Raw genomic sequence first — 26,067 nt, 5'->3', positions numbered from 1 at the left:
CCGCTACACGTGGTAAGTGACGCTCGCAGCATTGTGGGCCGCCGGCCGCTCCGGCGGGAGACCCGGAACGGCCGGCATCGCCGAACTGTCAGAAATCTGACAGAAATTCAGCCTCGTACGGCCGCCATGGCCTCCGCCAGCCGCCGGACGCCCTCGTCGATGCGGTCGGCCGTCACCGCCGAGTACGCCAGCCGCAGCGCGTGCCGCCCGCCGTCGACCACGAAGTCGCTCCCCTTGACCACGGCGACCCCGCGCTCGGCGGCCGCCGGGGCGAGCTTGTCGACCTCGACGTCCTCGGGCAGCTCGACCCAGAGGAAGTAGCCGCCGTCCGGCTCCACGAACCGCGCCTCCGGGATGTGCCGGCGCAGCGACTCGGCCAGCACCCGGGCCCGCTCGCCGAGCGCGGCGCGCACGGTCTCGATCGAGCGCTCGATGTCGCCCGAGACGCAGAACTGGTGCACGATCGCCTCGGAGACCATGCCGGGCGAGATGTAGAGGCTGGTCGCCTTCTTCGCGATGTCGGCGATCAGGTCCGCCGGGCCGACCAGGTAGCCGACCCGCACGCCCGGGCAGACCGTCTTGGTGAAGCTGGAGGCGTGCACCACCACGTCGCGGGTGTCGAGCGAGAGCATCGACGGCAGCGCCTCGCCGCGGAAGCGGATGTCGGCGTACGGGTCGTCCTCGAAGATCGTGAACTCGTACTCGGCCGCGAGGTCGAGCAGCTCGCGGCGCTTCTCCAGGCTCAGCGTCACGCCGGCCGGGTTCTGGTAGTTCGGGATGACGTGCGCCAGCCGGGGACGCACCCCGGACTCCAGCAGCTTGCGCAGCTCCGCGGTGTCCAGACCGTCCGGCTGGATGGAGACGCCGTGCAGCTCACTGCCCAGCCGCTGGAGGTTGAGCAGGGTCCGGTCGTACGTCGGGCGCTCGACCACCACCGCGTCGCCGGGGCGGACCAGGTGGTCGAAGAGGAACGCGTCGGCCTGCAACGACCCGTTGGTGATCAGCACCTGGTCGGCGGAGACCCCGTGCTTCTCGGCGATCCACTTCCGCAGCGGAAGGTAGCCGACGGAGGTGCCGTACGCCGTGACCCCGGCGGGGTCGGCGTCGAACGCGCGGACGGCGGCGGCCTTGAGCCCCTCGACATCGACGATGTCCAGCGAGGGAGCGCCACGGGCGAAGGAGATCAGCTGCTCGGCGGTCATGGCTGTTCAGCGTACGGAAGGCGGCGGGGCGCGCGCCGACGGCACGGCGATGTCCGCATCCTGAGCCACCGGGACGGGTGACCCGCGTCGGCCGGTCGGCGAAAGATCAGACCGGAAGGCCGAGCGGGTCGTGCTGCGCCTCGCGGGAAAGCCCGTCCACGTGCAGTCCTAGCGCCGCGATGAGCTGCCCCCAGTCGAAGTAGGACCGCCAGGCCGAGATGCGGCCGCGGCGCACCCGGACGACGTCGGCCACGTCCCAGCTCACCACCCGGCCGGTCGGCGCGACGGTGCCGAACGGGGTGTGCAGCACCCCGGCGTGGGTGCCGGTCAGCCGCTGCTCGACCGCCGCGCCCCCGGCGGTCTGCACCGACCCGAGCCGCTCGACGGACAGGTCCGGGAAGGCACCGGTCCAGGTGCGCAGCAGGGCGGGCAGCTCGATCGGGCGCACCGTGACGCCGGGCATCGAGTAGAAGGCGTCCGCCGCGTAGAGGTCCGGCAGCCGGGCCACGTCCCGCCGCAGGAGCATCGCGTACTGCTGCTCGACCAGCCGATCCGCGCCGCGCATGAGGACCTCCCCCGCGGGTCGCGGCCCGTCCGCGCCCGCATGGGGATCCTTACCCGTCGATCCGCCCGCCACACCCGCGACGGACCGGCCGCTCAGCTCGCGTCGACCATCCGGCTGGCCGCCCAGACCCGCATGATGTCGCGGACGGAGATCACCCCGGCGACCTCACGCCCGTCGAGCACCACCAGGTGCCGGAAGCCGCCCCGGGCCATCGCCGCGGCCGCCTCCTCCACCGTCCAGTCCGGCCCGGCGTAGACCACGTCCCAGGTCAGGTGGGCACCCGTCCGCTCGACGTCGCAGTCCAGGCCCGCGCCGATGGCGTTGAGCACGTCGCGTTCGGTCATGATGCCGACCCCCTCGGAGTCGGGGTCGATCACGACCGCCGACCCGACACCGCGGGCCGACATCATCCGGGCCGCCTGACGGAGCGTGTGCTCCGGGCCGACCACGAGAACCTCGTTGGACATCGCTTCCCGAACCTGCATCACGCATCACCCCTGTGGGACGGTGGCACCCGGTAGGGGACATGGTCCGCCCCGGATGTTTCGGGGACAAGAGCCGGGCATCGCCGCGACGCCCGACCGCTCGCTACTGTCGTGACGTGTCCACCGAGCCTCTGCGCTGCGCCGGCGCGCTGATCGTCGACGACGAGGGCCGCCTCTTCGTCCAGCGGCGGTCTCCCGACCGACGAATATTTCCCAACTGCTGGGACATCGTCGGCGGCCACCTCGAACCGGGCGAGGACGTCGGGGACGCGCTGCGCCGGGAGGTGACCGAGGAGACCGGATGGACCGTGTCGCACGTGCTCGGCCACGTCGGCGAGTACCGCTACGTCGCCGACGACGGCCTGGAACGGGTCGAGAGCGACTGGCTCGTCCGGGTCGACGGCGACCTGGCCCGGCCGACCCTGGAGGCCGGCAAGCACACCGAGTTCCGGTGGCTCGCCGCCGACGAGCTCGACCTGCTCGACGAGCACCGCGACGTCAACGACGGCCTGATCCGGCGGATCGCGGAGGAAGCCTTCGCCGCCCTGCGCTCGATCGGTCTGTGAACGACACCGTCGAGCTGGCGCCGCACCGGTTCGCCGGCCTGGTCGCACCGGCGATCGACCGGGCCTTCGTCGCCGGCATGCTGGCCGGCCGCGACGGCGGCGGGGCGGAGCTGAGCCAGCGGTACGGCGGGCCGGCGGCCACCGGTTTCCTGCTGGAGTTCCGCACCCGGCTCGCCGCGCCCGGCGGGACGGTCGACGAGGCCGGCTTCGCCGCGGTCACCCGCTACCGGGACCCCGTCGACTGCCGGCGGGCCCTGGACAAGCAGGTGGCGTACGGGATGATCCACCGCGGCCCCGACGGCGGTCTCTCCGCCACCGAGCGCGGGCTGGCCTTCCTCGCCGAGATCTGGCAGGTGCACGCCGAGGTGACCGAGGAACTCTGGGCCGGGCACGACGACCGGGTGCTCCGGCTGGTCGAGGCGCTCGGCCGGGTGCTCACGTACGCACTGGTGCTGGCCGAGGAGGAGGGCGCCGACGCCGGCGCCGCGTTCACCGCGATGGCCCCGCCGCACGAGCCGGACGGCACCCCGCCCGGGGTGCTGCTGCTCAACCGGCTGGGCACGCTGCGTTACCACCGGGCCGACGCGCACGCCGCCGCCTGGACCGCCGCCGGGCACACCGCCGCGAGCGTCGCCGCCCTGCCACCCGGGCCGGAGCAGCTCGCCATCGAGCTGGAGACCGACCGGCGGGCCGCCGGCCCGTACACCGTGCTGACCGCCGAGGAGCGGCTGGCGATGCTGGCGGACCTGGCGGCGCTGCCCGGCTGACCCGGTTGGCCGCAGGAGCGCCGTCACGCGGGGCTATCCTCCAGCGGTGACCGGGAGTCGTACGAGGGAGGACGCCTCAATGATCGGGATGGTGCTCGCGGCCGGGGCGGGGCGCCGGCTGCGCCCGTACACCGACACCCTGCCGAAGGCGCTGGTGCCGGTGGACGGTGAGACCACCATCCTGGACATCGCGCTGCGCAACCTGGCCGAGGTGGGGCTCACCGAGATCGTCATCGTGGTCGGCTACGCGGCCGACGCGGTGCGCGAGCGGCAGGCCGGCCTGGAGAAGCGATACGGCGTCACGCTCACCCTCGTGCACAACGACAAGGCCGAGGAGTGGAACAACGCGTACTCGCTCTGGCTGGCGCGGGAGCACTTCGCGCGGGGCGTGCTGCTGGTCAACGGCGACACCGTGCACCCGGTGAGCGTGGAGAAGACCCTGCTGGCCGAGCGCGGCCCGGGCATCCTGCTCGCCGTGGACACGATCAAGGCGCTGGCCGAGGAGGAGATGAAGACCACCTTCGACGCGGCCGGCCAGCTCACCCGGATCACCAAGATCATGGATCCGGGCGAGGCGTACGGAGAGTACATCGGCGCGACGCTGATCGAGCCGCACGTGGCCGACGCCCTCGCCGACGCGCTGGAGGCGACCTGGCGGCGCGACCCGAACCTCTACTACGAGGACGGCTACCAGGAGTTCGCCGACCGCGGCGGCGAGGTGCGGGCCGCGCCGATCGGGGACGTCTCCTGGGTCGAGGTCGACAACCACGCCGACCTGGCGCGGGCGCGGGAGATCGCGTGCCGCTACTAGCCCGTACGGTCAACACCCCGCTCGCGATCGAGGTCCGGCGGGGGGCGGTGGCCGACCTGGGGCCGCTCCTGGCCGACCGGCGAATCTCCGCCGGCGGCGACGTCGCGGTGGTGGTGGGGCCCGGGCAGGGCGAGCGGATCGTCGAGCTGTGCCGGCCCAGCCTGGGCTCGGCCGACGTGTTCACGGTGGCCGGGGGCAGCCTCGACTCCGCCAACGAGCTGGGCGACCAGCTGCGCCGCCGCAACTACGACGCGGTGGTCGGCATCGGCGGCGGCAGGACCATCGACACCGCGAAGTACGCCGCCAGCAGGTACGGCATCCCGATGGTGACCGTGGCGACCAGCCTGGCCAACGACGGCATCGCCTCGCCGGTGGCCTCGCTGACCCACGAGGGCGGCAAGGGCTCCTACGGCGTACACATCCCGATCGCCGTGATGGTCGACCTCGACTTCGTGGAGAACGGCCCGGACCGGCAGACCCAGGCGGGCATCGGCGACGCGGTGAGCAACCTGAGCGCCTGCGCCGACTGGGAGCTGGCCCACCAGGTCCGGGGGGAGCCGATCGACGGCCTGGCGGTGACCCTGGCCCGCACCGGCGCCGAGGCGCTGATCAACCATCCCGGGAAGATCACCGACGACGGCTTCCTCACCACGCTGGCCGAGGCGCTGATCCTGGGCGGCATCTCGATGTCGATCTGCGGGTCGAGCCGGCCCGCGAGCGGCGGCGACCACGAGATCTCGCACGCCATCGACCGGCTCTTCCCCGGCACCGGCTCGCACGGCGAACAGGCCGGCGTCGGGGCGCTGTTCTGCACGTTCCTCCGGGGCGACCTGGAGCGGTTCGGGCAGTTGGCCCGCTGCCTGCACCGACACGGGCTGCCCACCGGCCCGGCGGGCCTCGGGCTGACCGACGAGCAGTTCGTCCAGGCGGTCGACTTCGCGCCGCAGACCCGGCCGGACCGCTTCACCGTCCTCGAACACCTGGCGATGTCGCCTACCGAGATCCGGGAGCGGCTGGCAGACTACGCCGGTGCAATCCGCGACCACCTTGGCTGAGCCCCGCCCCACCGTCGCCGACTTCCACCGGGTGAACCGGGGCGGCGGCCTGTTCAGCGAATCGGTCAGCCAGTGGCTGGGCGCGGTCTTCGCGCTCGTCGCCCAGCGCCTCGGGCTGCGCCCGACCGCGCTGACCATCACCAACCTGGTGCTCGGCCTGGCCACCTCGGTCACCGTGGTGGCGCTCGCCGGCCGGGTCGCCGCCGGCGAGGTGCCCGCGTGGGCGGTCGGGCTGCTCGCCCTGGTGGGCTGGCAGGTCGCGTACGCCCTGGACTGCGCCGACGGTCAGCTCGCCCGGGTGACCGGGCAGGGCAGCGCGGCCGGCGCCCGGGTCGACGTGCTCTGCGACGTGGCCGCCCAGATCGCCCTGGTCGCCGCGCTGGCGGCGACGGCGGTGGCGCAGGAGCCGTCGACGCCGAGCTGGCTGGTCGCGGTATTCGCCGGCACCTGGATGGTCAACCTGGTCACCTCGGTGATGCAGGCCGGCCCGAACGCGGCCAGCATGGTCACCTCGACCTCGCTGCCCGTACGCCTGGTGAAGCTGGTCCGCGACTACGGCGCGGTGATCTTCGCCGCCGGCCTGGTGCTGATCTTCGCCCCCGCCCTCGCCCTCTGGGTGGTGGTCGCGTTCACGATCGTCAACGGCGGCTTCCTGCTCGCCAGCATCGCCTTCTCCGCCCGCGCCTCGCTGCGCTGAGGGTGCGGAAGGGCCCCTGTCGACGCTTCGTCGGTAAGGGGTCGCCGCACTGGCGTTGCCGATGACGGGCGGCCTGGTGATGCGGCCCGCGGCGGCGTTCCCGTTCGTGAGCTTCGTGCTCCTCGATGTTCGTCGGTAAGAAATCGGTTCCTCCGCTCGCTTCTCGGTGACGGCGCACCTTCCCGCGCAACCAGAAGGAGTAGGAGCCATTGACAGCAGCCGAAGCCGATGCTGAAGCGACCCGCCGGTTCACCGCGATGTACGCCGCACACCACGCACAGGTGTACGCGTACGCGGTGAGCCGGGTCGGACGCCAGCTCGCCGACGACATCGCCAGCGAGACCTTCCTCGTCGCGTGGCGCAAGCTGGCCACGGTGCCGGCGGCGCCCCTGCCGTGGCTGCTCGGCGTGGCGCGCAACGCGGTACGCGAGCGCTACCGCGACGAGGACCGGCAGGCCAGCCTCGCCGCCGAGTTGCGGGCCTGGGTCGACGAGGCGAGCGAGGACGTGGCGACCGGGGTGGCGGAACGGGCCGGGGTGCTCGCCGCCCTCGCCCGACTCAGCGAGGACGACCGGGAACTACTCACCCTGATGGCCTGGCACGAGTTGTCGAGCCGGGAAGCCGCCCGGGTCGTCGGCTGCTCCACCGCGACCTTCTTCGTCCGGCTGCACCGAGCCAGAAAGCGACTACGCGAGGCCCTCAGCGGGACGCCCCAGGTCGCCATTCGTAACCCGATCGCCCTTCGCACCGAGGAGTACAGCCGATGATCACACCACGGAACGAGATGACGACGCTGGCCGGCGCACGCCCGCGCCGGCTGGACCCCGAACCTGGCTCCCGGCCGGATCCCGCCCTGTTCACCGCTCATCCGCAGCCGACGGCCGGCCGGGTGGCACGCCGACCGAGCCGCCGCCTGGTCCTGGCCGGTGTCGCACCGACCGTGGCGGTGGTGGCCGCCGGCGCGATCTTCCTGACCGTCGGTAGCACCAGCGGGGGGGCCGGGCCGGAGGGCGGGCTCGCCGTCAACACACCGACGGTCACCCCCACCTCGGCCGCCGACGGCCCCGCCCCGCGCACCGCCCGCGAGTTGCTGCTGGTCGCCGCCGAGCGCAGCGCCACCGCCGACGCCGCGACCAGCGGCCGCTACCGGGTCGTCGAACGGGAACACGGCAGCCTGTTCCAGGTCGGTCCGAAGGATCGGCGCTACCAGGTCGTGAGCCGAACCAGCATCCGCGACTGGCACCCGACGTCGCCGAGCGAGGTCGGGGTGTCCGTCAGTCGCGAGCTCGGCGCCGCGCCGTTCAGCGCCGACGACCGGGCGGCCTGGCAGGCGGACGGTTCGCCGACGCGGTGGGTCGAGCCGTCGGACCCGCCCCAGAGCGAGCCGACGGTCATCAGCGGCACGCCAGGGCCGGAATTCGTCCGCAGGGCCACCAGTCCGGAGCCGGCCGCCCGCGAAGCAAAGGGACCCGGTCCCACCGATGACAGGGAGACGTACTACCTCGCCGGCGGCCCGATCACGGCGGCCGGCCTGGCCGACGTGCCCACCGATCCGGCCAAGCTGAAGGCATGGCTGTCCAAGCGACTGAACGCCAGCGAGATCGAGTCGGCCACCGACTTCGGCCTCTTCTCGAGCGCCAAAAACCTGGTCTTCGACCTGCCGGTGTCGCCCAAGGTGCGGGCGGCCGCGTATCAGATGCTCGCCGACGTTCGCGGGGTGACCTCGCTCGGCGCGGTCACCGACCAGCGGGGGCGGGCCGGGATGGCGGTCGCCTTCGCCCGCAAGGGTGACGGCGGCAACTGGGTCCAGACCCGACTGATCATCGACCACCGGACCGGCCAGGCGCTCGCCGAGGAGTCCTGGGACCTCGGCACGGGCTCCGCGCCCAAGGGCCCCGGGACGTTCACGGGCTACACGCTCGTGGTGAGCGCGGCCTACACCAATGACGACCCGCCAGCCGTCACCCCCGAGCAGAAGCGGCGGTGACGCGTCGATGACGAGGAACTCCATGCGGCTACTGCGACGCACGGCCGGCGGCACGGCCACTGCGGCGGTCGTCGCCGGACTGCTGGTGGTACCCGCGCCGGTCAGCGCCAGCACGGTCGACGGCGCGCCCACGGCCAGGGTCGCGCCCCGAACGGTGACCCTGGTGACCGGCGACCGGGTGACCCTGGTGCACGACGACGCCTACACGATCCAACCCGGTGCGGGACGTGCCGGGATGGCCTTCCAGACCCGGCGGGTCGACGGCCACCTGAGCGTCGTCCCGGCCGACGCGGTCGCGCTGCTCGGCGCCGGACAGCTCGATCCCCGCCTGTTCGACGTGACCACCCTGCTCGAGTACGGCTACGACGACCGCAGGACGGACCTGCCGCTGATCGTCACGAGCGATCGGGCGAAGGGGGCGGTGCCGACCGCCGGGGCCCGGGTCGACCGGGAACTGCCGAAGCTCAACGCGACAGCGCTGCGACAGGACCGACGCCAGGGCAGCGCGTTCTGGCGGGGCCTGACCGGCGGGTCGAAGGCACCCCGCACCCTGGCCGCGTCGGTGCGGAAGTTGTGGCTCGACGGCGTGCGTCAGCCCACCCTCGACGTCTCCGTGCCCCAGGTCGGCGCGCCGGCCGCCTGGCAGGCCGGGTACACCGGCTCCGGGGTCTCCGTCGCGGTGCTGGACACCGGCATCGACGACACCCATCCCGACCTGGCCACGACCGTGACCGCCCGGGCCAACTTCACCGAGGGCGAAGAGGACGGCCGCGACCTCGTGGGGCACGGCACCCACGTCGCCTCGACCATCGCCGGCAGCGGATCGGCCTCCGGCGGCAGGCACCGGGGCGTCGCCCCGGGCACCAAGCTCATCGACGGCAAGGTGTGCGCCTCCTTCGGCTGCCCCGAGTCGTGGATCCTCGCCGGCATGCAGTGGGCCGCCGCCGAGCAGCACGCCAAGGTGGTCAACATGAGCCTCGGCGGCTGGGACAGCCCCGGGATCGACCCGCTGGAGCAGGCGGTCGACACGCTGACCGACCGGTACGGCACGCTGTTCGTCATCGCCGCCGGAAACGACGGCCCGGGCAGCGGCACGGTCAACTCACCGGCGAGCGCGGACGCCGCGCTGGCGGTGGGCGCGGTCGACAAGTCCGGCAAGCTGGCGAGCTCCTCCAGCCGCGGCCCCCGCCGGGGGGACGCCGGCCTCAAACCGGACATCACCGCACCCGGCGTGTCGATCGTCGCCGCCCGGAGCGGGGACGCCGCGGAACTCGGCGCGCCCGGGGACGCGTACGCGTCGCTCTCGGGCACCTCGATGGCCACCCCGCACGTGGCCGGGGCGGCGGCGATTCTCGCCCAGCGGCATCCGGACTGGACCGCCGGGCAGCTCAAGGCGACGCTGATGGCCTCGGCGAGACCGGCCGAGGGGATGACCCCGTTCGAGCAGGGCACCGGCCGCCTCGACGTGGCCGGGGCGCTGAATCGGACGGTGGCCGCGACGCCGCCGAGCCTCAGCTTCGGCACCCGGCTCTGGCCGCATCAGGACGACGAGGTGCTGACCCGGAAGGTCGCGTACCGCAATGCCGGCACGGCACCGGTCACCCTGGCGCTGACCGTCGACAACGGCTCGGCCGCTGCCGGCACGTTCGCCGTCGACCCGGCCACCGTCACCGTGCCGGCCGGCGGCGACGCCACGGTCACCGTCACCGCCGACACCAGGGTGGCCGGCCCGGACGGGGTGCTCACCGGCGCGCTCGTCGCGACCGGCGGCGGGCAGAGCGTGCGGGCTCCGCTCGCGGTGGACAGGGAGGTCGAGAGCTACGACCTGACGCTGCGGCACATCGACCGTGACGGCGCCGCGTACGGCTATCACCGCACCACCTTCAGCGGCCTGGACGACGGTGGCTGGCGCGAAGTCCGCGGGAATGGCTCCGACGGCACCGGGACCATACGGCTCCCGGCGGGCCGGTACCTGATGGACAGCTTCTTCTCCGGCCAGGGCGAGTGGATGACGCTGCTGACGCAGCCGGTGCTGGAGGTGACCGGCCCGAAGACGATCACCCTGGACGCACGACTCGGCAGGGCCAGCGCGGTCACTGTGCCGCGGCCCGGCGCCACCCAGGTGCACGCCGAGATCGAATACACCCAGGAGACGGCGCGGGGCCTGCTGCAAGGCGGAGTGGGCATCTACGGCGGCGACTTCTCCCGCCTCTACACCGCCCAGGTCGGCGACACCGCACCGGCCGACGGTTTCGTCTCCGAGCTCAGGGGCACCTGGGCCGAGGTCGGCCCGGACGGCAGCTCGGCGAACAGCCCGTACACCTACTCGACGACCCACTACGTCGAGGGCCGGATGCTCTCCGGGGTGCGGCGGACGGTCAGCCCGGACGATCTGGCTGCCGTGTCGACCCGGCACCTCTCCGCCGACGCGGGAACCTACGGCTTCTGGTACGCCACCAGCCGCCGGCCCGGGCAGGAGCGGATCTCCGGCGCGACGGGGATCCGCTACGACCTGCCGGCCAGTGTCACCCACTACTACACCACCGAGGGTGGAGTGGAGTGGCGCTCGGCGATCGCAGAACACACCGGCGCGGACGAGCCGATGGGCACCCTCAGCCAGCCCTACGTCCACCACGCGCCGGGGACCCACCAGCGGACCTGGAACCAGGCGGTGTTCGGGCCGATCCTGGTGAAACCCGTGCACGGCGCGCTGAACACGTGGATGGGCGTCGTCCGCGACCGCGACACGATCTCCGTGGACCTGCCGTTGCACAGTGACGCCGCCGGCAACGTGCAGTTCGGCGGGGACTCCGGAAGCACGGTCCTCTACCGCGACGGGGCCAGGGTCGGCGAGGCCGACCGGGGCGGAGTGGGCGCCTTCACCGTTCCGGCCGGGGAGGCGGCGTACCGGTTGGAGACCCGCGCGGAGCGCGGCGCGCCGTACTCCCTCTCCACCCGGATCGACGCGGCCTGGACGTTCCGGTCGGCGCACGTCGACGGCTGGGCCGCGCTGCCGCTGTGGAGCGTGCGGTACGCGCCGAAGCTGGACGACCGGCACACCGCGCCGGCGGGGCAGTCCTTCAGGGTGCCGGTGACCGTCGCCGCACAGCCCGGCGCCCCGGTCGGCCGGATCCGCACACTGACCGTCGAAGTCTCCTACGACGACGGCGCGACCTGGGCCAACGCGACGATCGTGAACGGGGCCGCCCTGGTGCGGCACCCGACGGGCAGCGGATTCGCCTCGCTGCGCGCCACGGCCGGCGACAGCAGCGGCAACACCGTGACGCAGACCATCCTGCGCGCCTACCGGTACGGCGCCGCGTCCTGACGCGGCGGGCGACGCTGCGCGCCCCACGCGTCGGGCCCCGCCGGCCGTGAGCTGAGCGGGGCCCGCCGAGCGGGCTGACCGGACAGTTCGGCCCGGACCGTCAGGTCCGGGCCGAACTGCGTCGCGCCGGCCGGACTCGATCTTCCCCGTCGGCTGCCGTGGGGACGCCTGGTCACGGTCCTCGACTCCGCCCTCCCGGCGAGCGACGTGGCTAATGGGGCGCGACGGTGGCCGAGACGTCCGCGTACACGTCGATCAACCGGCGGGTCACCACGTCCGGATGGAAGGTGCGCTCGTAGCGGGCGCGCGCCGCCGGGGCCAGCCGCGCCGCGCCGGCCCGGGCCACCGGCAGGGCGGCGGCCATGGCATCCGGCTCCGGGCGCACCACCCAGCCCGCCTCGCCCGCCTGCACGCCGGTCGGCAGCGCGACTTGGCCCTCCCCCGGCGCGGCCGTGGCGACGGCGGCCGCGCCCGTGCCGGCGGGCTCGCGCGGGGCATCGGCCCCGAGCAGGTACGGGATGCCGCCGAGGGCGGTGCCGAGCACCGGCCGGCCGGCGGCCAGCGCCTCGATGATCACGGTGGGCAGCACGTCGTGCCAGGTGGAGGCGGCGATGATGACCGCGCTGGCCTCGATGGCGGCGCGTACGCCGGCGCGGTCCAGCGGCCCGAGGTAGGTCACGTCGGCGCGCTCGGCGGCGGCGGCCTCGGCCAGGGGGCGCAGTTCGCCGTCCCCGGCGATGCGCAGCGGGCCGAGCGCGCCGTCCGGGTGCCGCCGCCAGGCGTCCAGCAGCAGGGCCAGCCCCTTCTCGGGGGAGAGCCGCGCCATGTAGAGGAAGCCGTCGCCGAGCGGCGCGGGCGCCCCCGGGTCGGGGATCCCGTTGGGCTTGACCACGATCCGCTCCGCCGGGATGCCGTAGTCGCGCAGGTGGTCGGCGACCGCCGAGGTGAGCGCGACGAACCGGTCCACCGAGCGCCAGGTGCCCCGGTGCACGGCCAGCGTGGTCGCCATCAGGGCGCTCTGCGCCCGGGAGCCCCGGTAGCAGCGGTGCACGATCGCCGGCACGCCCAGGGCCCGGCCCCGGCAGTCCTGGCAGATCATCCCGTCCCGGAAGTAGAGCCCGGAGGAGCAGACCTGACGGTAGTTGTGCACCGTCTGCACCACCGGCACCCCGTGCCGGTGCGCGGTCCGCACCACCCAGGGCGAGATCAACGGGTACGGGTTGTGCAGGTGCAGCACGTCCGGGCGGTGCTCGGTGATCAGCCGGCTCAGGTCCTCCTGCGCGCGGGGCGCCCAGATCGGGGAGATCGGCAGCAGCGCCTTGGCCGTCTTCGGCATCGTCGGGATCTCGTCCGAGCTGCGGATGAACGGCAGCACCTCGACGCCGGCCGCGGTGAGCTGGGCGATCTCCGCGTCGACGATCGTGTTCTCACCGGACGGCTGGGCTTCCCGGTACCGGTTGTGCGCCACCACGATTCTCACGGGAAAGAAGGCTACCGTTGGCTGGTGCCCGAACTACCGGAGGTTGAGGCGCTCGCCGGTTACCTGCGCGAGCGCGCGGTGGGCCGGCGCGTCGACCGGCTGGAGGTCGCCGCGATCAGCGCCCTGAAGACGTACGACCCGGCGCCCACCGCCGCCGCCGGGCGGCCGGTGGTGGACGCCCGCCGGCACGGCAAGTTCCTCGACGTGGTGCTCGACGGCGACCTGCACCTGGTGGTCCACCTGGCCCGGGCGGGCTGGCTGCACTACCGGGAGGCGTTCGGCTCCGCCGTCCCGCTGCGCCCCGGCAAGGGGCCGATCGCGCTGCGGGTACGCCTCGACGACGGCTCCGGCTTCGACCTGACCGAGGCCGGCACCCAGAAGAGCCTCGCCGTCTACCTGGTCACGGATCCGGCGACGGTGCCCGGGGTGGCCCGGCTCGGCCCCGACGCCCTCGCCACCGACCAGGCCACCTTCGCCGAGCGGCTGCGCGGCCGCAAGGGCCAGGTCAAGGGGGTGCTCACCGACCAGACGGTGCTGGCCGGCGTCGGCAACGCGTACTCCGACGAGATCCTGCACGCGGCGAAGCTGTCCCCGTTCGCGCTGACCCACCGGCTGACCGACGAGCAGATGGCGACCCTGCACGCGGCGACCCGGCAGGTGCTCGGCGACGCCGTGCGCCGGTCGGTGGGGCAGAAGGCGGCCGAGCTGAAGGGCGAGAAGCGCTCGGGCCTGAAGGTGCACGCGCGGACGGGGCAGCCCTGTCCGGTCTGCGGCGACACGGTCCGCGAGGTCTCGTTCGCCGACTCCAGCCTCCAGTACTGCCCGACGTGCCAGACCGGCGGTAAGCCGCTCGCTGACCGCCGGTTGTCGCGGCTAGTACGGTGAGTGACGACACTGCCGACTACGCAACGGAATCGGCCATCGCGCGCCGAACGTCTGAGTTGCGGCTCTACCGGGCCCGCCATCCATCGGTATAGTGGCTCGGTCCCCGGCTTCTGAAAAGGCGCGGAGCCGGCCAGACGCCAAGCGGCACCACACCGGCGCAATGTCCCTCGGGTCCGCGTACGGGTCGGCACCGCGTGGGAGACTGGGACGGTGGGCGACCCGGGCCCTCACGGCGAGTGAGCGGCACGTGTCATGCGGGAGGACATGGGTGAGGTGACGACAAGCCTCCAGCGCCCGGTAACCAACACAGGCCGGAGCAAACTCGTGCGGCACGTCGACAGCTTCGAGATCCAGCCGCCGGCGTCGCCGTCCCACAACGGCGTGCCCCGATCCGCGTGGGCCCGGGCCCGCCGCCGCGTCTCGCGCTGGCACCGGCCCTACATCACCCTCCTCCTGCTGCTGGACTTCGCGGCCGCCGCGGCCGCCAGCCTGATCGCCATCGAGACGTTCGACCAGTCGCGGGCGGGCTTCTACAACGCCGAAGAGGACCCGACCTGGTTCCACACGGTGGCGTTCGTGCTGCTGCCGCTCGGCTGGGTGGTCAGCCTCTGGGCCAACCGGGCCTACGACCGGCGCTACCTCGGCCTGGGGCCGGACGAGTACAAGCGGGTGATCCGCGCCGGCGTGGCCGTGGCCGCGACGGTCTCCTTCCTGGCCTTCGCCACCAAGACCGACCTGTCCCGCTACACGGTCGGCACCGCCCTGCTCGCGGCGCTGCTGCTGATCCTGCTGAACCGGATGCTCTGCCGCTTCGTGCTGCACGTGGTCCGGCGCAACATCGGCCAGGCCGGGCACCGGATGGTGCTGGTCGGCACCCTGCCGGAGTGCCTGGAGGTCTACACGGCGGTCACCCGCAACCCGGCCGCCGGGCTGATGCCGGTCGCCATCCACGTCACCGACGGCTACGCGGCGGCCCGCGGCATGGAGACCCCGGTCCCGGTGTACGCGGGCCGCGACGTCCTCGCCCTCGTCCGGGAGGTCGGCGGCGACACCATCGCCGTCTGCGGCTCCGCCAGCGCCGAGCCGGGCGAGCTGCGCCGGCTGGCCTGGCAGCTGGAGGGCTCCGGCGTCGACCTGGTCGTCGCCCCGCAGCTCACCGACATCGCCGGGCCCCGGGTGCACATCCGGCCGATCGAGGGCCTGCCGCTGCTGCACGTCGAGGAGCCGACCCTGTCCGGGCCGGCGCTGCTGGCCAAGAACCTGATGGACCGGGTGGCCGCCGGGCTCGGCCTGCTGCTGCTGATCCCCGTCTTCCTGGCCATCGGGATCGCGATCCGCGTCTCCGACCCCGGCCCGGTCTTCTTCCGCCAGCCGCGGGTCGGCCACGAGGGCCGCACCTTCCGGGTCTGGAAGTTCCGCACCATGTACGTGGACGCGGAGGACCGGCTGGCCAGCCTGGTCGACCAGAACGAAACCGACGGCATGCTGTTCAAGATGAAGCAGGACCCCCGGGTCTTCCCGGTGGGCCGCTTCCTGCGGGCCTCGTCCCTGGACGAGCTGCCCCAGCTGATCAACGTGCTCAAGGGCGAGATGTCGCTGGTCGGGCCGCGCCCGCTGCCCGCCGACGACGGCGACTTCCTCGGCGACGTGCGCCGGCGGCTCCTGGTCCGCCCGGGCATGACCGGGCTGTGGCAGGTCTCCGGCCGCTCCGACCTGTCCTGGGACGAGGCGGTCCGACTGGACCTCTACTACGTCGACAACTGGTCGCTGGCGTACGACCTGAGCATCCTGTGGCGCACCGTCGGGGTGGTGCTCGCCCGAAAGGGCGCGTACTGACCCCTTGGCGTGCGGGCCGACAGGGGCCAGGATCGCTGCGTGGGTGGCAACCTCTCGGCCGTCTTCGGCGTCGTCTCGCTGGTCACCGCGCTGGCCGCGGCCCTGTTCGCGGTGCTGCGGCTGCGCGGGCGGCGGGGCATCGCCACGGCCACCCAGCGGGCCACCTACGAGGTGCTGCACACCGCCGGGCTGGCCGCCGAGCCACTGCGCGCCGGCCTGGGCGCGACGAACGCGGCGAAGGCCGTACGCCACCTGCGGGCCCTGGTGGGGGCGGCCGGGCTGGCGCTGACGGACCGGGACACACTGCTCGCCCTGGACGGGCGCGGCGGGCACCACGCCGACCAGCTGGTCGCGGCAGCGCGGCGGGCCGTGGCGACAGGCCGCTCCACCGTCCTCGGCGACTCGGAGTTGCAGTGCGACCGGGTGGACTGCCCGGTGCGCGGCGCGGTGGTCGCCCCGCTGACCGGGGCCGACGGGCGCACGGTCGGCGCGCTGGTCGCCGTCGCCGACGGCCAGCCGGCGCCGGGCCTGGTGCAGGCCACCCTGGAGACGGCGCACTGGGCCGGCAACCAGCTCGCCCTGGCCGAGCTGGACTCCTCCCGCGAGCGGCTGGCCCGCGCCGAGGTGCGCGCCCTGCGCGCCCAGATCAGCCCGCACTTCATCTACAACGCGCTGACCGCGATCGGCTCGTTCGTCCGCACCGACCCGGACCGGGCCCGGGAGCTGATCCTGGAGTTCGCCGAGTTCACCCGCTACTCGTTCCGGGCGCACGGCGAGTTCACCACGCTGGCCGAGGAGCTGCGCTCGATCGACCGCTACCTGACCATCGAACGGGCCCGGTTCGGCGACCGGCTCCAGGTGCGCCTCCAGATCGCCCCCGAGGTGCTGCCCGTGACCCTGCCCTTCCTCTGCCTGCAACCGCTGGTCGAGAACGCCGTCCGGCACGGGTTGTCCCGCAAGCCGGGCACGGGCATGGTGAGCATCGAGGCCCGGGACGCGGGCACGGAGTGCCACATCACCGTGGAGGACGACGGAGTGGGGATGGATCCGACCGCGCTGACCGCCGGCATCGCCGAGCTGGCCGGCGCCACCGGGGACCCGGGCGACGCTGTGCGGGCCGGCGTCGGAGACGACTCGGGCCAGCACGTCGGCCTCTCCAACGTCGACGAGCGGCTCCGGTCGGTCTTCGGGGACGGCTTCGGCCTGGTCGTCGAGACGGGTCTCGGCTCCGGCACGAAGGTGAGCATGCGGGTGCCGAAGTTCCACCCCGGCGTACGGGCGGGCTCGTGAGCGAGCGGGCCGACCGGACCGGCGCGGTGAACGCGTCCGGTTTCCTCCGGGTGCTGGCGGTCGACGACGAGCCGCCGGCGCTGGACGAGTTGGCGTACCACCTGCGGGCCGACCCCCGGGTGGCCCGGCTGCACACGGCGGGGGACGCCACCGAGGCGCTGCGGGTGCTCCGCGACGGCGACGTGGACGTGGTCTTCCTCGACATCCGGATGCCGGGGCTGGACGGTATGGAGCTGGCCCGGGTGCTGCGCCGGTTCGCCCGGCCGCCGGCGATCGTCTTCGTCACCGCGTACGACGACGGGGCGGTGGACGCGTTCGACCTGGGCGCCACCGACTACGTCCGCAAGCCCGTACGCGCCGAGCGGCTCGCCGAGTCGCTGCGCCGGGTGATCGGTTCGCGGGTGGTGCCGTCGCACCCTGCGGCGCTGGCCCGGGCTGAGGAGGACCCCACCATCCCGATCGAGCTGGCCGGCACCACCCGGATGCTGCCCCGCTCGGCGGTGCGCTGGGTGGAGGCGCAGGGCGACTACGCCCGCCTGCACACCGCCGACGGCTCGCACCTGGTCCGGGTGTCGCTGGCGACCCTGGCGGAACGGTGGGCGGACGCCGGGTTCGTCCGGATCCACCGGTCGTACCTGGTGCAGCTCAGGCTGATCGCCGAGCTGCGGCTGGTCAACTCCGGCTACGTCGTGGTGATCGACTCGGCGGAACTGCCGGTCAGTCGCCGGCACACCCGGGAGCTGAAGGACAAGCTGGTCCGCGCGGCCAAGCAGGACTGGAACCGCTGACCCCGGTGGCGCACCGGCGGCTTCGCACCGGCCGTGGCCGCTCCCGGAACGCCGCGACGGCCCGACCACGGTCAGCTGGCGATCCTGCCGGAGACGTTCAGGGCCACCGCCCTGGCCTCCTCCATCCCCAGCGGGGCGTCGGGCTGGACCGGCCGCCCCGGCTCGATCCCGGAGTCGTTCGAGACGTCGAGGCGGAGCCGACCGACGTCGGGCAGCTCGACGTCGACCCGGTGGCGGACGATCCCGCCCGCGCCGACGCTCGTCTGGATCTTCGTCCGCACGCCGTCCGGCTCCCGCGACGCCTCGCACATCGCGCCCCGACGCCGGTCCGCGTCGCGGCAGGACCAGTCGAACGGGGCGGGCGCCCCGGCCGGGTCGAGGTTGATCGTCACGTGGAGCGTGCCGTCGCGGCCCTGGTGCACCAGCCGCGTACCGACCGTGGCGGAGTTCCGGCTGCCGTCCCGCCCCTCCCGGTGGAGGTGACCCGGAAGCCAGCGGTCCCGCGGCCCGGTCCAGGTCGGTGCGGGGACGCTCTCGCGCAGTGCCTGGTCCACCGCCGCGACCAAGCGCTCCACCGTGGCCTTCGCCGACTCCGTCCGGATGCGGCCGGAACCGACGGAGTGGCCGACGACGGGCGACGCGGCGTTCACGGGCCGGGCCCCGATGGCGGGCGCGGCCACGACCATCGGGGCGACGCGACCGCCACCCTCTCCCTGGTCGATCGCGGCGACCGCGCCGAACCCGGCGAGCCCCGACAACACCAGCGCGACGGCGAGCCGCTTGCCGACGATCCTCTCGATCCCCACGACCTTCCGACGGAAGGTGCGCGCGAAAAGGTTGTACGGCTCCGGGGCCGAGGGCGGGCCGGGCTGGCGGTGGGCGGTTTCCATGGCGATCCTCGTCGGTCGGCGGAAGGTCGCCACTGTCACGTCGGGCGGGCACGCATCGCTGCATCCGATCTCCGTTCGCCGGCCGTCACCCACCTCTCCCACTCGCCGGCGGGGGCAGAAGGCCCGGTGACGACGGTTTCCACGGAGTTGTCCACAGGACTGACGCGTTATCCACAGGTTGTGCACAGCCTGGTGTCGACTGCTCCGTCGCGCCGGCCCGCGGCGGGGCGGGACGCCGGCCGGCACCCTTGACATTCCCGCTGATCAGGCGAGACTGCCGGGGTGGCCGCCGCCGACGATCGCCCCCCGGCGGCCCGGACCGCAGGCCGGCCCGGGCCGCCGGAGCAGCCACGGCCGGGGGCGCCTGGGCAGCCCCGGGCGGGCGTATCGGGACCGGCCTCCGCCCCCCAGCCCCGGGCGCGGATCGTGCTGGCCGAGGTGTCCCGCCGGGAGGACCGGGCGGAACGCACCCGCGCCGAGCTGGCCCAACAGACCCGGGTCGGCGACGCGCTCGTCCGGGGGCTGGTCCGCGCCCAGCTCGCGCTGGCCCTGCGGCTCTCCCTGGTGGTGGCGATCGGGCTCGGCGGGCTGCCGTGGCTCTTCGCCATCGCGCCCGACGTCGGCCGGATCACCGTGCTCGGCGTCAACCTGCCCTGGCTGCTGCTCGGCGTGGTCTCGTTCCCGTTCCTGATCGCGGTCGGCTGGGCGTACGTGCGGCTGGCCGAGCGGAACGAGCAGGACTTCACCGACCTGGTCCAGCGGCCGGAGCGCTGAGGTGGGCAACGGCTTCGTCGTTCCGGCGATCGTGGCGGTCACCCTGGTCACCGTCGGCATCGGCTTCTACGGGCTGCGGCTGGCCCGGACCACCTCCGACTTCCTGGTCGCCTCGCGGGCGATCAGCCCGACCTGGAACGCCGCCGCGATCGGCGGGGAGTACCTGTCGGCGGCGAGCTTCCTCGGGGTCGCCGGGCTGATCCTCAAGTACGGCGTCGACGTGCTCTGGTACCCCGTCGGTTTCGCCGCCGGGTACCTCGCCCTGCTGCTCTTCGTGGCCGCGCCGCTGCGCCGCTCCGGCGCGTTCACCCTGCCGGACTTCTGCGAGCTGCGGCTCGGGTCGCGTCGGCTGCGGACCCTCGCCACCGTCTTCGTGATCTTCATCGGCTGGCTCTACCTGGTGCCGCAACTCCAGGGGGCGGGGCTGACGCTGGCCACGGTGACCGGCTCGCCGTACCCCCTGGGGGCCCTGCTGGTGGCCGTGGTGGTCACCGCGAACGTGGCGCTCGGCGGCATGCGCGCGATCACCTTCGTCCAGGCCTTCCAGTACTGGCTCAAGCTGACCGCGCTCGCCGTACCGGCGATCTTCCTGGCGTTGCAGTGGCAGGCCGACGCCCGCCCGGCGGTGACCCCGCCCGACGGGCCGACGTTCCGGACCGCGACCACCGTGGTGGTCGAGCACCGCGCGACCCTCACCCTCCCCGACGGCCGGACAGTCGAGGTACGCCCCGGCGACGAGCTGTCGTTCGCGGCCGGTGACCCGGTGCCGGAGGTCTCCGGGGTGGCCACCGACGCGGCCGACTGGCTGCTGCCCAGCACCGCCGGGGACGACGACCGGGGCCTGTTCGCCACCTATTCGCTGATCCTGGCCACCTTCCTCGGCACCATGGGCCTGCCGCACGTGCTCGTGCGCTTCTACACCAACCCCGACGGCGCCGCCGCCCGGCGCACCACGCTCGTGGTGCTCGCCCTGGTCGGCGCGTTCTACCTGCTGCCCACCATCTACGGGGTACTCGGCCGCGTCTACACCCCGCAACTGCTGGTCACCGGCCAGACGGACGCGGTGGTGGTGCTGCTGCCCGGCGCGGCGCTCGGCGACGGCACCACCGGCCGGCTGCTCGCCGCGCTGGTCGCGGCCGGCGCGTTCGCGGCTTTCCTCTCCACCTCCTCCGGGCTGCTCACCAGCGTCGCCGGGGTGATCTCGACGGACGTGCTGGGCCGGGGCTCGGTTCGCGGCTTCCGGCTCGCCACGGTGATCGCCGGTACCGTGCCGGCGGTGCTCGCGCTCAACCTCGCCGGGCTGGACGTGTCGCAGGTGGTCGGGCTGGCCTTCGCGGTCGCCGCGTCCAGCTTCTGCCCGCTGCTGGTGCTCGGCATCTGGTGGCGCGGGCTGACCGACCTGGGCGCCGCCGCCGGCATCCTGGTCGGCGGCGGCGCGGCGGTCGGGGCGGTGCTGGTCACCGTGCTCGGCCCGCCGCTGTCCGGCTGGCCGGCCACGCTCACCGCGCAGCCCGCCGCCTGGACGGTGCCGCTCGCCTTCACCGTGATGGTGACGGTGTCGGTGGCGACCCGCCGCCGGGCGCCGGCCGACGTCGGGGCCACCATGCTCCGCCTGCACGCCCCGGAGGCGTTGCGACTGTGAAGAGCGCCCGCCGTCCGCGACGATGACGCGGGCCGTCCGGGGTACGTCTCGGGGATGACCGGGGATCATCCTGCGGCCGGACCGGTGGCTGGCCGACGCCGGATACGGTCGGACGCATGACTGCTGAGCACCCGGCTCTCTCCCTGCGTGGCCTGGCGAAACAGTTCGACGGCAAGGTCGCGGTGGCCGGTGTCGACCTCGACGTCCCGGCCGGCTCCTTCTACGGTCTGCTCGGCCCGAACGGCGCGGGGAAGACGACCACCCTGTCGATGGCGGTGGGCCTGCTCCGGCCCGACGCCGGCGGGGCGTGGGTGCTCGGGCGCGACGTCTGGGCCGACCCGGTGGGCGCGAAGCAGTTGCTCGGCGTGATGCCGGACGGCGTACGGCTCTTCGACCGGCTCAGCGGCGCGGAGCTGCTCGCGTACCACGGCCTGCTGCGCGGCATGGACCCGGCGGTGGTCGACCAGCGGGCGGCGGAGCTGCTGGACGTGCTCGCGCTCGCCGACGCCGGCCGGACCCTCGTGGTCGACTACTCGGCGGGCATGAAGAAGAAGATCGGCCTGGCCTGCGCGCTGCTGCACGGGCCCCGGCTGCTCGTGCTCGACGAGCCGTTCGAGGCGGTCGATCCGGTCTCCGCCGCGCTGATCCGGGACATCCTGCACCGGTACGTGACCGGGGGCGGGACGGTGGTCTTCTCCAGCCACGTCATGGAGGTCGTCGAGCGGCTCTGCTCGCACGTGGCGATCCTGGCGGCGGGCACCATCAAGCGGGTCGGCGCCATCGAGGAGGTGCGCGGCGGGCGGCCGCTGGAGCAGGTCTTCGTTGAGGTGGTCGGCGGCCGTACGGCGACCGGCGAGGAGCTGGCGTGGCTGTCGCGGTGAGCGCCCCGACCACCCCCGCGACGCCGGCCCGGCGGGTCTCCGCCCGGCACTTCGTCCGCCTCAAGCTGCGGGTGATGGGCAACAACTTCCGGGGCCAGGGCTGGCGGGTCGCCCTCTTCGTGGCCGGCGTGGTGGGCGGGCTCTGGGCCGCCGGCACCGGCTTCTTCCTCTTCGCCGCGCCCGGCCTGGCCGACGAGGGCCGCTACGCGCTGATGGTCGCCGCGTTCGGCGGTGGCCTGACCGTGCTCGGCTGGCTGCTGCTGCCGCTGGTCTTCTTCGGGGTGGACGAGACGCTGGACCCGGCCCGGTTCGCGCTGCTGCCGCTGCCCCGCCGCACGCTCGTCACGGGGCTGTTCGCCGCCGCCTTCGTCAGCGTCCCCACGATCGCGATGCTGCTGGCCCTCTGTGGCCTGGTGGTCACCGCCGGGGCGCTGGGCGGCTGGTCCGCCGCCGCGGTCATGGCGGTCGGGGTGGCCGCCGGGCTGCTGCTCTGCGTCGCGGCGGCCCGGGCCGTCACCAGCGCGTTCGCCACCGCGTTGCGGTCGCGCCGGGTCCGTGACCTGGCCGCCGTGCTGCTCGCCGTGCTCGCCGCGCTGCTCGGGCCGTTGCAGTTGCTGGGCGTCGCCGCGCTGGGCGACGCCGACTGGGACCGGCTCGACGGGGTGGCCGAGGTGGTCGGCTGGACGCCGTTCGGGGCCCCGTGGACGGCCGGCATCGACGTCGCCGAGGGCCGCCCCTGGGCCGCCCCGGTGAAGCTGCTGATCACGGCGGTCAGCATCGTGGCGCTGCTGGCCTGGTGGTCCCGCTCGCTCGAGTCGGCCATGGTGGGCGCGGCCAGTGCCGGCCCCGCCCCCGCCCGGCGTGGTGTGACCGGCGGCGCGGTCGCCCAACTCTTCCCGAGGGCCGTCGGCTGGGCCCGCCGGGACCGGTTCGGCGCCCTGGTCGCCCGGGAGGCCCGCTACTGGTGGCGGGACGCCCGACGCCGGGCGAACCTGATCACCGTCGCGGTCGTCGGCCTCTTCGTGCCGGTCATGGTCAACCTGGGTGGTTCGGGCTTCACTGTCGACAGCGCGGAGGGGTTCACGGCCAGTCCCGACTCGTCGCCGCTGCTGTCCAGCCTGTCGATGCTCTTCGTCGGGCTGCTCGCCGCCGTCACCCTCGCCAACCAGTTCGGCTTCGACGGCAGCGCGTACGCGGCGAACGTGGTGGCGGGCGTGCCCGGCCAGGTGGAGCTGCGCGCCCGGATGACCGCGTTCTCGCTCTACGTGCTGCCGATGCTGGCGGTGATCTCCGTGGTCGTCGCGGTGGTCATCGGCGAGTCCGGCTGGATCGGGCTGATGGCGGGCACGCTGTTCGCCACCTACGGCGCGGGGCTGGCGGTGAACTGCTTCGTCTCGGTGCTCGGGGCGTACTCGCTGCCGGAGACGAGCAACCCGTTCGCGATGAACAGCGGCGCCGGGCTGGCGAAGGGCTTCCTCACCCTGCTGGCGATGCTCGCCACGGCCGTGGCGGCGGTGCCGATGGTCGTGGCCGCCGCGTTGCTCGGGGACGTCTGGCTCTGGCTGGCCCTGCCGCTCGGCGCGGCGTACGGGGTGGGCACGGCGCTGCTCGGCGCGTACCTGGCCGGCGACGTGCTGGACCGCCGCATGCCCGAACTGCTCGCCACGGTGACCCCGCGCCGCTGAGAACCGACGCCGTCGGGCCGCAACCCGCGGCACCCACACGGGGTGTGCTGGTCAGACACCGCGCCGTCCGGCACGGTGAACCAGCAGGGGAGGCGCCATCGTGATGGTGCGACAGCACGACCCCGGCGGCGTCCGGGAAGGGCTGTCTCCCACGGCCACGGGGGCCGTGGGAGACAGCTTCGAGGAGTTCTACGCGGCCAACTTCCAGGCGCTGACGCTCCAGTTGTACGCGTACACGGCCGACGTGGGCCAGGCGCAGGACGCGGTGCAGGAGGCGTTCAGCCGCGCCTGGGCCCGCTGGGACCGGCTGGTCCGTTACGAGCGGCCGGCGGCGTGGGTGCGCACCGTCGCCATGAACGTGGTGCGCAACCGCTGGCGTCGGCTCCGGGCCGCCCGCACCCATGCGCGGTACCACCAGGACCAGACGGTCGAGGGGCCCGGGCCGGACCGCGTCGCGCTGGCCCGCGCCCTGGCCAGCCTGCCCGAGACCCAGCGCCGGGCGGTCGTGCTGTTCCACGTGGCGGACCTCAGCATCGCTGACATCGCCGAACAGGAGGGCGTCGCTCCGGGGACCGTGAAGTCCTGGCTGCACCGGGGCCGAGCCGCGCTCGCCGCCGAACTCTCCGAGCCGAGGACGGAGGATCCCCATGTCTGACCACGAGAGCACGCCCGAACTGGACGACGTCTTCACCGCCTTCCGGGCCGGCGGGCCGCTGGTGGCGCCGCCCGGCGCCGGAGCCGCCCGCGCGGTCGCTCGACGCCGCCGTATGCACCGGGTGGTGGCGACCGGCGTGATCGCCGCCGTGCTGGCGGCCACGCCGGTGCTGGCCAACACGTGGGCCGCCCCGGACACGCCGACGCCGCCGGCGCAGACCGGCTCCCCGGAGCCCACCCCGCCCCCGACGACCACCCCCTCCTCGCCGGCACCGTCGACGGCGTCGGCCTCCGCCGCGCCGCCGGACGGCCGGATCGGCGCGAAGGAACTCGGGAACGCCACCCTCGACCTGCCGGCCTGGCCCGCGTACCTGGCGGACAAGTGCCCGTCGGGTCGCGTCAGGTTCACCGACGGCCGCGCCCGGCGGTCGCCGGACGCGACACTCGACGTCCGCATCCTCCAGGTCGTCCACGCCGACCTCGACCGCGACGGCGCGCGCGAGACGGCGGCGCTGTTCAACTGCAGCGGCCAGGAGATGAGTGAGGCACGGGTGCTGGCCTTCGACCGGGACAGGTCGGGGGCGATCGACACGATGGGCCTGGTCGTCGCGCAGACCGGCGACCCCTGGCCGCCCGCGCCGGACACCATCGCCGGCATCCGCCGGATCCGCGCGGCCGGCTCGGCGGTCGAGGCGGAGGTGGCCGACCTGGGGCAGGAGGGCGTTCCCGCGAGCCTCGCCCAGCACCAGTGGCGGGCGTACTCCTGGTCGGGTCGCGGCTTCGTCCAGTCGGGAGGGCCCACCGCCTTCCCCGCCAACCCCCGGATCACCGATCTGTGGGTGCGCGGCGGAGACCTGCTGCTCACGCCGGCGGACGCGGACCGGGCGACGGGCACCCTGCGCCTGACGGTCGGCAACCGGGGACCGCAGCGGGCGGCCGACCCGCAGGTCAGGGTGATCCTGCCGGCGGGATTCACCGTCACCTCGCTGCCCTCGGGCTGCACGAGCTCGGGCACCATGCACACCTGCCGACTCAAGGCGCTGGCGGTACGTGAATCCGTGACCGTCGAGCTGTCCGTCTCGGTCCGACGGTCCGAGATCGGCGTGGGCAGGGTCGGCGAGTACTCGGCGACGGTGGCCTGGACCGACGGCGACGGGGCGGCCTATCCGGAGCCGCCAGGTGGGCACAAGGACAGCTCGATCAGGCACGGGGTGGTGGTGCGCGAGTAGCCCCGGCGCGACCGACCGCCCGGCGACCCGTGCCGTACGGGTTGCCGGGCGGCGGCACAATGGCGTGATGCCCGTCGTCGAGGCGGTGGTGACCGTCCCCGTGCCACCCGAGCTGGCCTTCGCGGTCTCCCAGACCACCGCGCCGGTGCGCTACCGCTGGGATCCGTTCGTCCGGGAGCAGCACTTCACCGACGGGGCGACCCGGCCCGGCAAGGGGGTGCGCACCTTCACCCGGTCGCGGCACGGGCTGGTCATGGTGAGCGAGTACGTCTCGTGGGCGCCGCCGAGCCACGTCGGCATGAAGATGGTGCGCGGGCCGTGGTTCTTCGAGATGTTCGCGGGCGGCTGGCGGTTCGCGCCCGCCCCGGAACCCGGCTCCACAGTCGCCACCTGGCGATACAGCTTCCGCTGCCGGCCGGCGTTCCTCCGCCCGGTGGCGGAGCGGATCGGCGGGTGGCTGCTGGGCCGCGACATCCGCCGCCGCATCGCCGGCTACGCCGCCGGCTGCGCGGACCCGGAGGTGCTGGCCGCCGCCCGCCGGTCACTGGCCGCGGACGACGACTGAGTGCG

Annotated in this window: 24 protein-coding genes; 19 read left to right on the top strand and 5 right to left on the bottom strand. The window is 74.0% G+C overall.

From position 1 onward, the window contains the following. Window positions 1-107: 107 nt before the first annotated feature. From ACGF7U_RS19745 to ACGF7U_RS19735, 3 genes are all read right to left on the bottom strand, one after another. The gene (locus ACGF7U_RS19745; RefSeq protein WP_393108523.1) at window positions 108-1,202 is read right to left on the bottom strand and encodes a PLP-dependent aminotransferase family protein; all 1,095 of its coding nucleotides are present in this window, start codon (window positions 1,200-1,202) and stop codon (window positions 108-110) included. Between the two features lie 106 nt (window positions 1,203-1,308). After that, on the bottom strand, window positions 1,309-1,767 hold the full coding sequence (locus ACGF7U_RS19740; RefSeq protein WP_393108521.1) for an ester cyclase: 459 nt from the start codon (window positions 1,765-1,767) through the stop codon (window positions 1,309-1,311). 92 nt (window positions 1,768-1,859) lie between these two features. Beyond that, a complete protein-coding gene (locus ACGF7U_RS19735; RefSeq protein WP_393108519.1) occupies window positions 1,860-2,252 on the bottom strand; it encodes a cyclic nucleotide-binding/CBS domain-containing protein in 393 nt (130 codons plus the stop codon). A 116-nt stretch (window positions 2,253-2,368) separates the two neighbouring features. Here ACGF7U_RS19735 and ACGF7U_RS19730 point away from each other — a divergent pair, with 116 nt between their 5' ends. The 8 genes from ACGF7U_RS19730 to ACGF7U_RS19695 all read left to right on the top strand — a co-directional run bounded on the left by ACGF7U_RS19730 (window position 2,369) and on the right by ACGF7U_RS19695 (window position 11,463). Further along, window positions 2,369-2,818, top strand: coding sequence for an NUDIX domain-containing protein (locus tag ACGF7U_RS19730; RefSeq protein WP_393108517.1), 450 nt, complete (start codon window positions 2,369-2,371; stop codon window positions 2,816-2,818). Continuing rightward, a complete protein-coding gene (locus ACGF7U_RS19725) occupies window positions 2,815-3,585 on the top strand; it encodes a hypothetical protein (RefSeq protein ID WP_393108515.1) in 771 nt (256 codons plus the stop codon). The genes ACGF7U_RS19730 and ACGF7U_RS19725 overlap by 4 nt, the downstream gene beginning before the upstream one ends. Window positions 3,586-3,664: 79 nt before the next feature. Beyond that, on the top strand, window positions 3,665-4,396 hold the full coding sequence (locus ACGF7U_RS19720) for a sugar phosphate nucleotidyltransferase (RefSeq protein WP_393108513.1): 732 nt from the start codon (window positions 3,665-3,667) through the stop codon (window positions 4,394-4,396). Continuing rightward, window positions 4,384-5,451 (top strand): iron-containing alcohol dehydrogenase family protein, encoded by a 1,068-nt coding sequence (locus ACGF7U_RS19715; protein WP_393108511.1) that lies wholly within the window; start codon window positions 4,384-4,386, stop codon window positions 5,449-5,451. Before ACGF7U_RS19720 ends, ACGF7U_RS19715 begins: the two co-directional genes overlap by 13 nt. After that, window positions 5,426-6,148 carry a CDP-alcohol phosphatidyltransferase family protein gene (locus tag ACGF7U_RS19710; RefSeq protein ID WP_393108509.1) on the top strand — a complete coding sequence of 241 codons (723 nt, stop codon included), beginning with the start codon at window positions 5,426-5,428 and terminating at the stop codon, window positions 6,146-6,148. Before ACGF7U_RS19715 ends, ACGF7U_RS19710 begins: the two co-directional genes overlap by 26 nt. A gap of 209 nt (window positions 6,149-6,357) precedes the next feature. After that, window positions 6,358-6,915, top strand: a complete 558-nt coding sequence (locus ACGF7U_RS19705) for an RNA polymerase sigma factor (protein WP_393108507.1) — start codon at window positions 6,358-6,360, stop codon at window positions 6,913-6,915. Further along, entirely contained in the window at window positions 6,912-8,135 is a 1,224-nt protein-coding gene (locus tag ACGF7U_RS19700) for a CU044_5270 family protein (RefSeq protein ID WP_393108505.1), read from the top strand. Before ACGF7U_RS19705 ends, ACGF7U_RS19700 begins: the two co-directional genes overlap by 4 nt. A gap of 22 nt (window positions 8,136-8,157) precedes the next feature. Then, window positions 8,158-11,463, top strand: coding sequence for a S8 family serine peptidase (locus tag ACGF7U_RS19695; RefSeq protein ID WP_393108503.1), 3,306 nt, complete (start codon window positions 8,158-8,160; stop codon window positions 11,461-11,463). A gap of 211 nt (window positions 11,464-11,674) precedes the next feature. On the opposite strand, the gene ACGF7U_RS19690 is transcribed toward ACGF7U_RS19695, so the two are convergent. Beyond that, window positions 11,675-12,943: a glycosyltransferase family 4 protein gene (locus tag ACGF7U_RS19690; RefSeq protein WP_393108502.1), complete on the bottom strand. Its 1,269-nt coding sequence runs from the start codon at window positions 12,941-12,943 to the stop codon at window positions 11,675-11,677. A 24-nt stretch (window positions 12,944-12,967) separates the two neighbouring features. Between ACGF7U_RS19690 and ACGF7U_RS19685 the strand changes: the two genes are divergently transcribed. The 4 genes from ACGF7U_RS19685 to ACGF7U_RS19670 all read left to right on the top strand — a co-directional run bounded on the left by ACGF7U_RS19685 (window position 12,968) and on the right by ACGF7U_RS19670 (window position 17,742). Then, a complete protein-coding gene (locus ACGF7U_RS19685; RefSeq protein WP_393108500.1) occupies window positions 12,968-13,828 on the top strand; it encodes an Fpg/Nei family DNA glycosylase in 861 nt (286 codons plus the stop codon). Between the two features lie 264 nt (window positions 13,829-14,092). Further along, on the top strand, window positions 14,093-15,664 hold the full coding sequence (locus tag ACGF7U_RS19680; protein ID WP_393108664.1) for a sugar transferase: 1,572 nt from the start codon (window positions 14,093-14,095) through the stop codon (window positions 15,662-15,664). A gap of 39 nt (window positions 15,665-15,703) precedes the next feature. Continuing rightward, entirely contained in the window at window positions 15,704-16,954 is a 1,251-nt protein-coding gene (locus ACGF7U_RS19675; protein ID WP_393108498.1) for a sensor histidine kinase, read from the top strand. A gap of 26 nt (window positions 16,955-16,980) precedes the next feature. Continuing rightward, complete coding sequence (locus tag ACGF7U_RS19670) at window positions 16,981-17,742, top strand: LytR/AlgR family response regulator transcription factor (RefSeq protein ID WP_393108662.1); 762 nt, start codon at window positions 16,981-16,983, stop codon at window positions 17,740-17,742. 71 nt (window positions 17,743-17,813) lie between these two features. Here ACGF7U_RS19670 and ACGF7U_RS19665 read toward each other — a convergent pair whose 3' ends face one another. Then, window positions 17,814-18,632: a hypothetical protein gene (locus tag ACGF7U_RS19665; protein WP_393108496.1), complete on the bottom strand. Its 819-nt coding sequence runs from the start codon at window positions 18,630-18,632 to the stop codon at window positions 17,814-17,816. 423 nt (window positions 18,633-19,055) lie between these two features. Between ACGF7U_RS19665 and ACGF7U_RS19660 the strand changes: the two genes are divergently transcribed. The 7 genes from ACGF7U_RS19660 (at window position 19,056) to ACGF7U_RS19630 (ending at window position 26,062) form a co-directional block, all read left to right on the top strand. Continuing rightward, window positions 19,056-19,406, top strand: coding sequence for a hypothetical protein (locus tag ACGF7U_RS19660; protein ID WP_393108660.1), 351 nt, complete (start codon window positions 19,056-19,058; stop codon window positions 19,404-19,406). Window position 19,407: 1 nt separating this feature from the next. Beyond that, complete coding sequence (locus ACGF7U_RS19655) at window positions 19,408-21,048, top strand: cation acetate symporter (protein WP_393108493.1); 1,641 nt, start codon at window positions 19,408-19,410, stop codon at window positions 21,046-21,048. A 116-nt stretch (window positions 21,049-21,164) separates the two neighbouring features. Continuing rightward, on the top strand, window positions 21,165-21,929 hold the full coding sequence (locus tag ACGF7U_RS19650) for an ABC transporter ATP-binding protein (protein ID WP_393108491.1): 765 nt from the start codon (window positions 21,165-21,167) through the stop codon (window positions 21,927-21,929). Continuing rightward, window positions 21,914-23,614 carry an ABC transporter permease gene (locus tag ACGF7U_RS19645; protein WP_393108489.1) on the top strand — a complete coding sequence of 567 codons (1,701 nt, stop codon included), beginning with the start codon at window positions 21,914-21,916 and terminating at the stop codon, window positions 23,612-23,614. Before ACGF7U_RS19650 ends, ACGF7U_RS19645 begins: the two co-directional genes overlap by 16 nt. A 100-nt stretch (window positions 23,615-23,714) precedes the next feature. Beyond that, window positions 23,715-24,269: a SigE family RNA polymerase sigma factor gene (locus tag ACGF7U_RS19640; RefSeq protein WP_393108487.1), complete on the top strand. Its 555-nt coding sequence runs from the start codon at window positions 23,715-23,717 to the stop codon at window positions 24,267-24,269. After that, on the top strand, window positions 24,262-25,497 hold the full coding sequence (locus ACGF7U_RS19635; RefSeq protein ID WP_393108485.1) for a hypothetical protein: 1,236 nt from the start codon (window positions 24,262-24,264) through the stop codon (window positions 25,495-25,497). Before ACGF7U_RS19640 ends, ACGF7U_RS19635 begins: the two co-directional genes overlap by 8 nt. A gap of 67 nt (window positions 25,498-25,564) precedes the next feature. Continuing rightward, window positions 25,565-26,062 carry an SRPBCC family protein gene (locus tag ACGF7U_RS19630; RefSeq protein WP_393108483.1) on the top strand — a complete coding sequence of 166 codons (498 nt, stop codon included), beginning with the start codon at window positions 25,565-25,567 and terminating at the stop codon, window positions 26,060-26,062. The last annotated feature ends 5 nt before the right edge of the window (window positions 26,063-26,067 follow it).

Origin of the sequence: Micromonospora sp. NPDC047670 (assembly GCF_043204915.1) — a bacterium.
GTDB lineage: Bacteria > Actinomycetota > Actinomycetes > Mycobacteriales > Micromonosporaceae > Micromonospora.
The sequence above is the reverse complement of the archived record's forward strand: the minus strand, read 5'-3'. Positions and strand labels throughout refer to the sequence as shown.

Coding starts and splice junctions, on each gene's coding strand:
- ACGF7U_RS19740 (WP_393108521.1), bottom strand. CDS start 1,767: ATGCGCGGCGCGGATCGGCTGGTCGAGCAGCAGTACGCGATGCTCCTG.
- ACGF7U_RS19650 (WP_393108491.1), top strand. CDS start 21,165: ATGACTGCTGAGCACCCGGCTCTCTCCCTGCGTGGCCTGGCGAAACAG.
- ACGF7U_RS19695 (WP_393108503.1), top strand. CDS start 8,158: ATGCGGCTACTGCGACGCACGGCCGGCGGCACGGCCACTGCGGCGGTC.
- ACGF7U_RS19635 (WP_393108485.1), top strand. CDS start 24,262: ATGTCTGACCACGAGAGCACGCCCGAACTGGACGACGTCTTCACCGCC.
- ACGF7U_RS19665 (WP_393108496.1), bottom strand. CDS start 18,632: ATGGAAACCGCCCACCGCCAGCCCGGCCCGCCCTCGGCCCCGGAGCCG.
- ACGF7U_RS19745 (WP_393108523.1), bottom strand. CDS start 1,202: ATGACCGCCGAGCAGCTGATCTCCTTCGCCCGTGGCGCTCCCTCGCTG.
- ACGF7U_RS19720 (WP_393108513.1), top strand. CDS start 3,665: ATGATCGGGATGGTGCTCGCGGCCGGGGCGGGGCGCCGGCTGCGCCCG.
- ACGF7U_RS19700 (WP_393108505.1), top strand. CDS start 6,912: ATGATCACACCACGGAACGAGATGACGACGCTGGCCGGCGCACGCCCG.
- ACGF7U_RS19680 (WP_393108664.1), top strand. CDS start 14,093: ATGGGTGAGGTGACGACAAGCCTCCAGCGCCCGGTAACCAACACAGGC.
- ACGF7U_RS19735 (WP_393108519.1), bottom strand. CDS start 2,252: ATGCAGGTTCGGGAAGCGATGTCCAACGAGGTTCTCGTGGTCGGCCCG.
- ACGF7U_RS19630 (WP_393108483.1), top strand. CDS start 25,565: ATGCCCGTCGTCGAGGCGGTGGTGACCGTCCCCGTGCCACCCGAGCTG.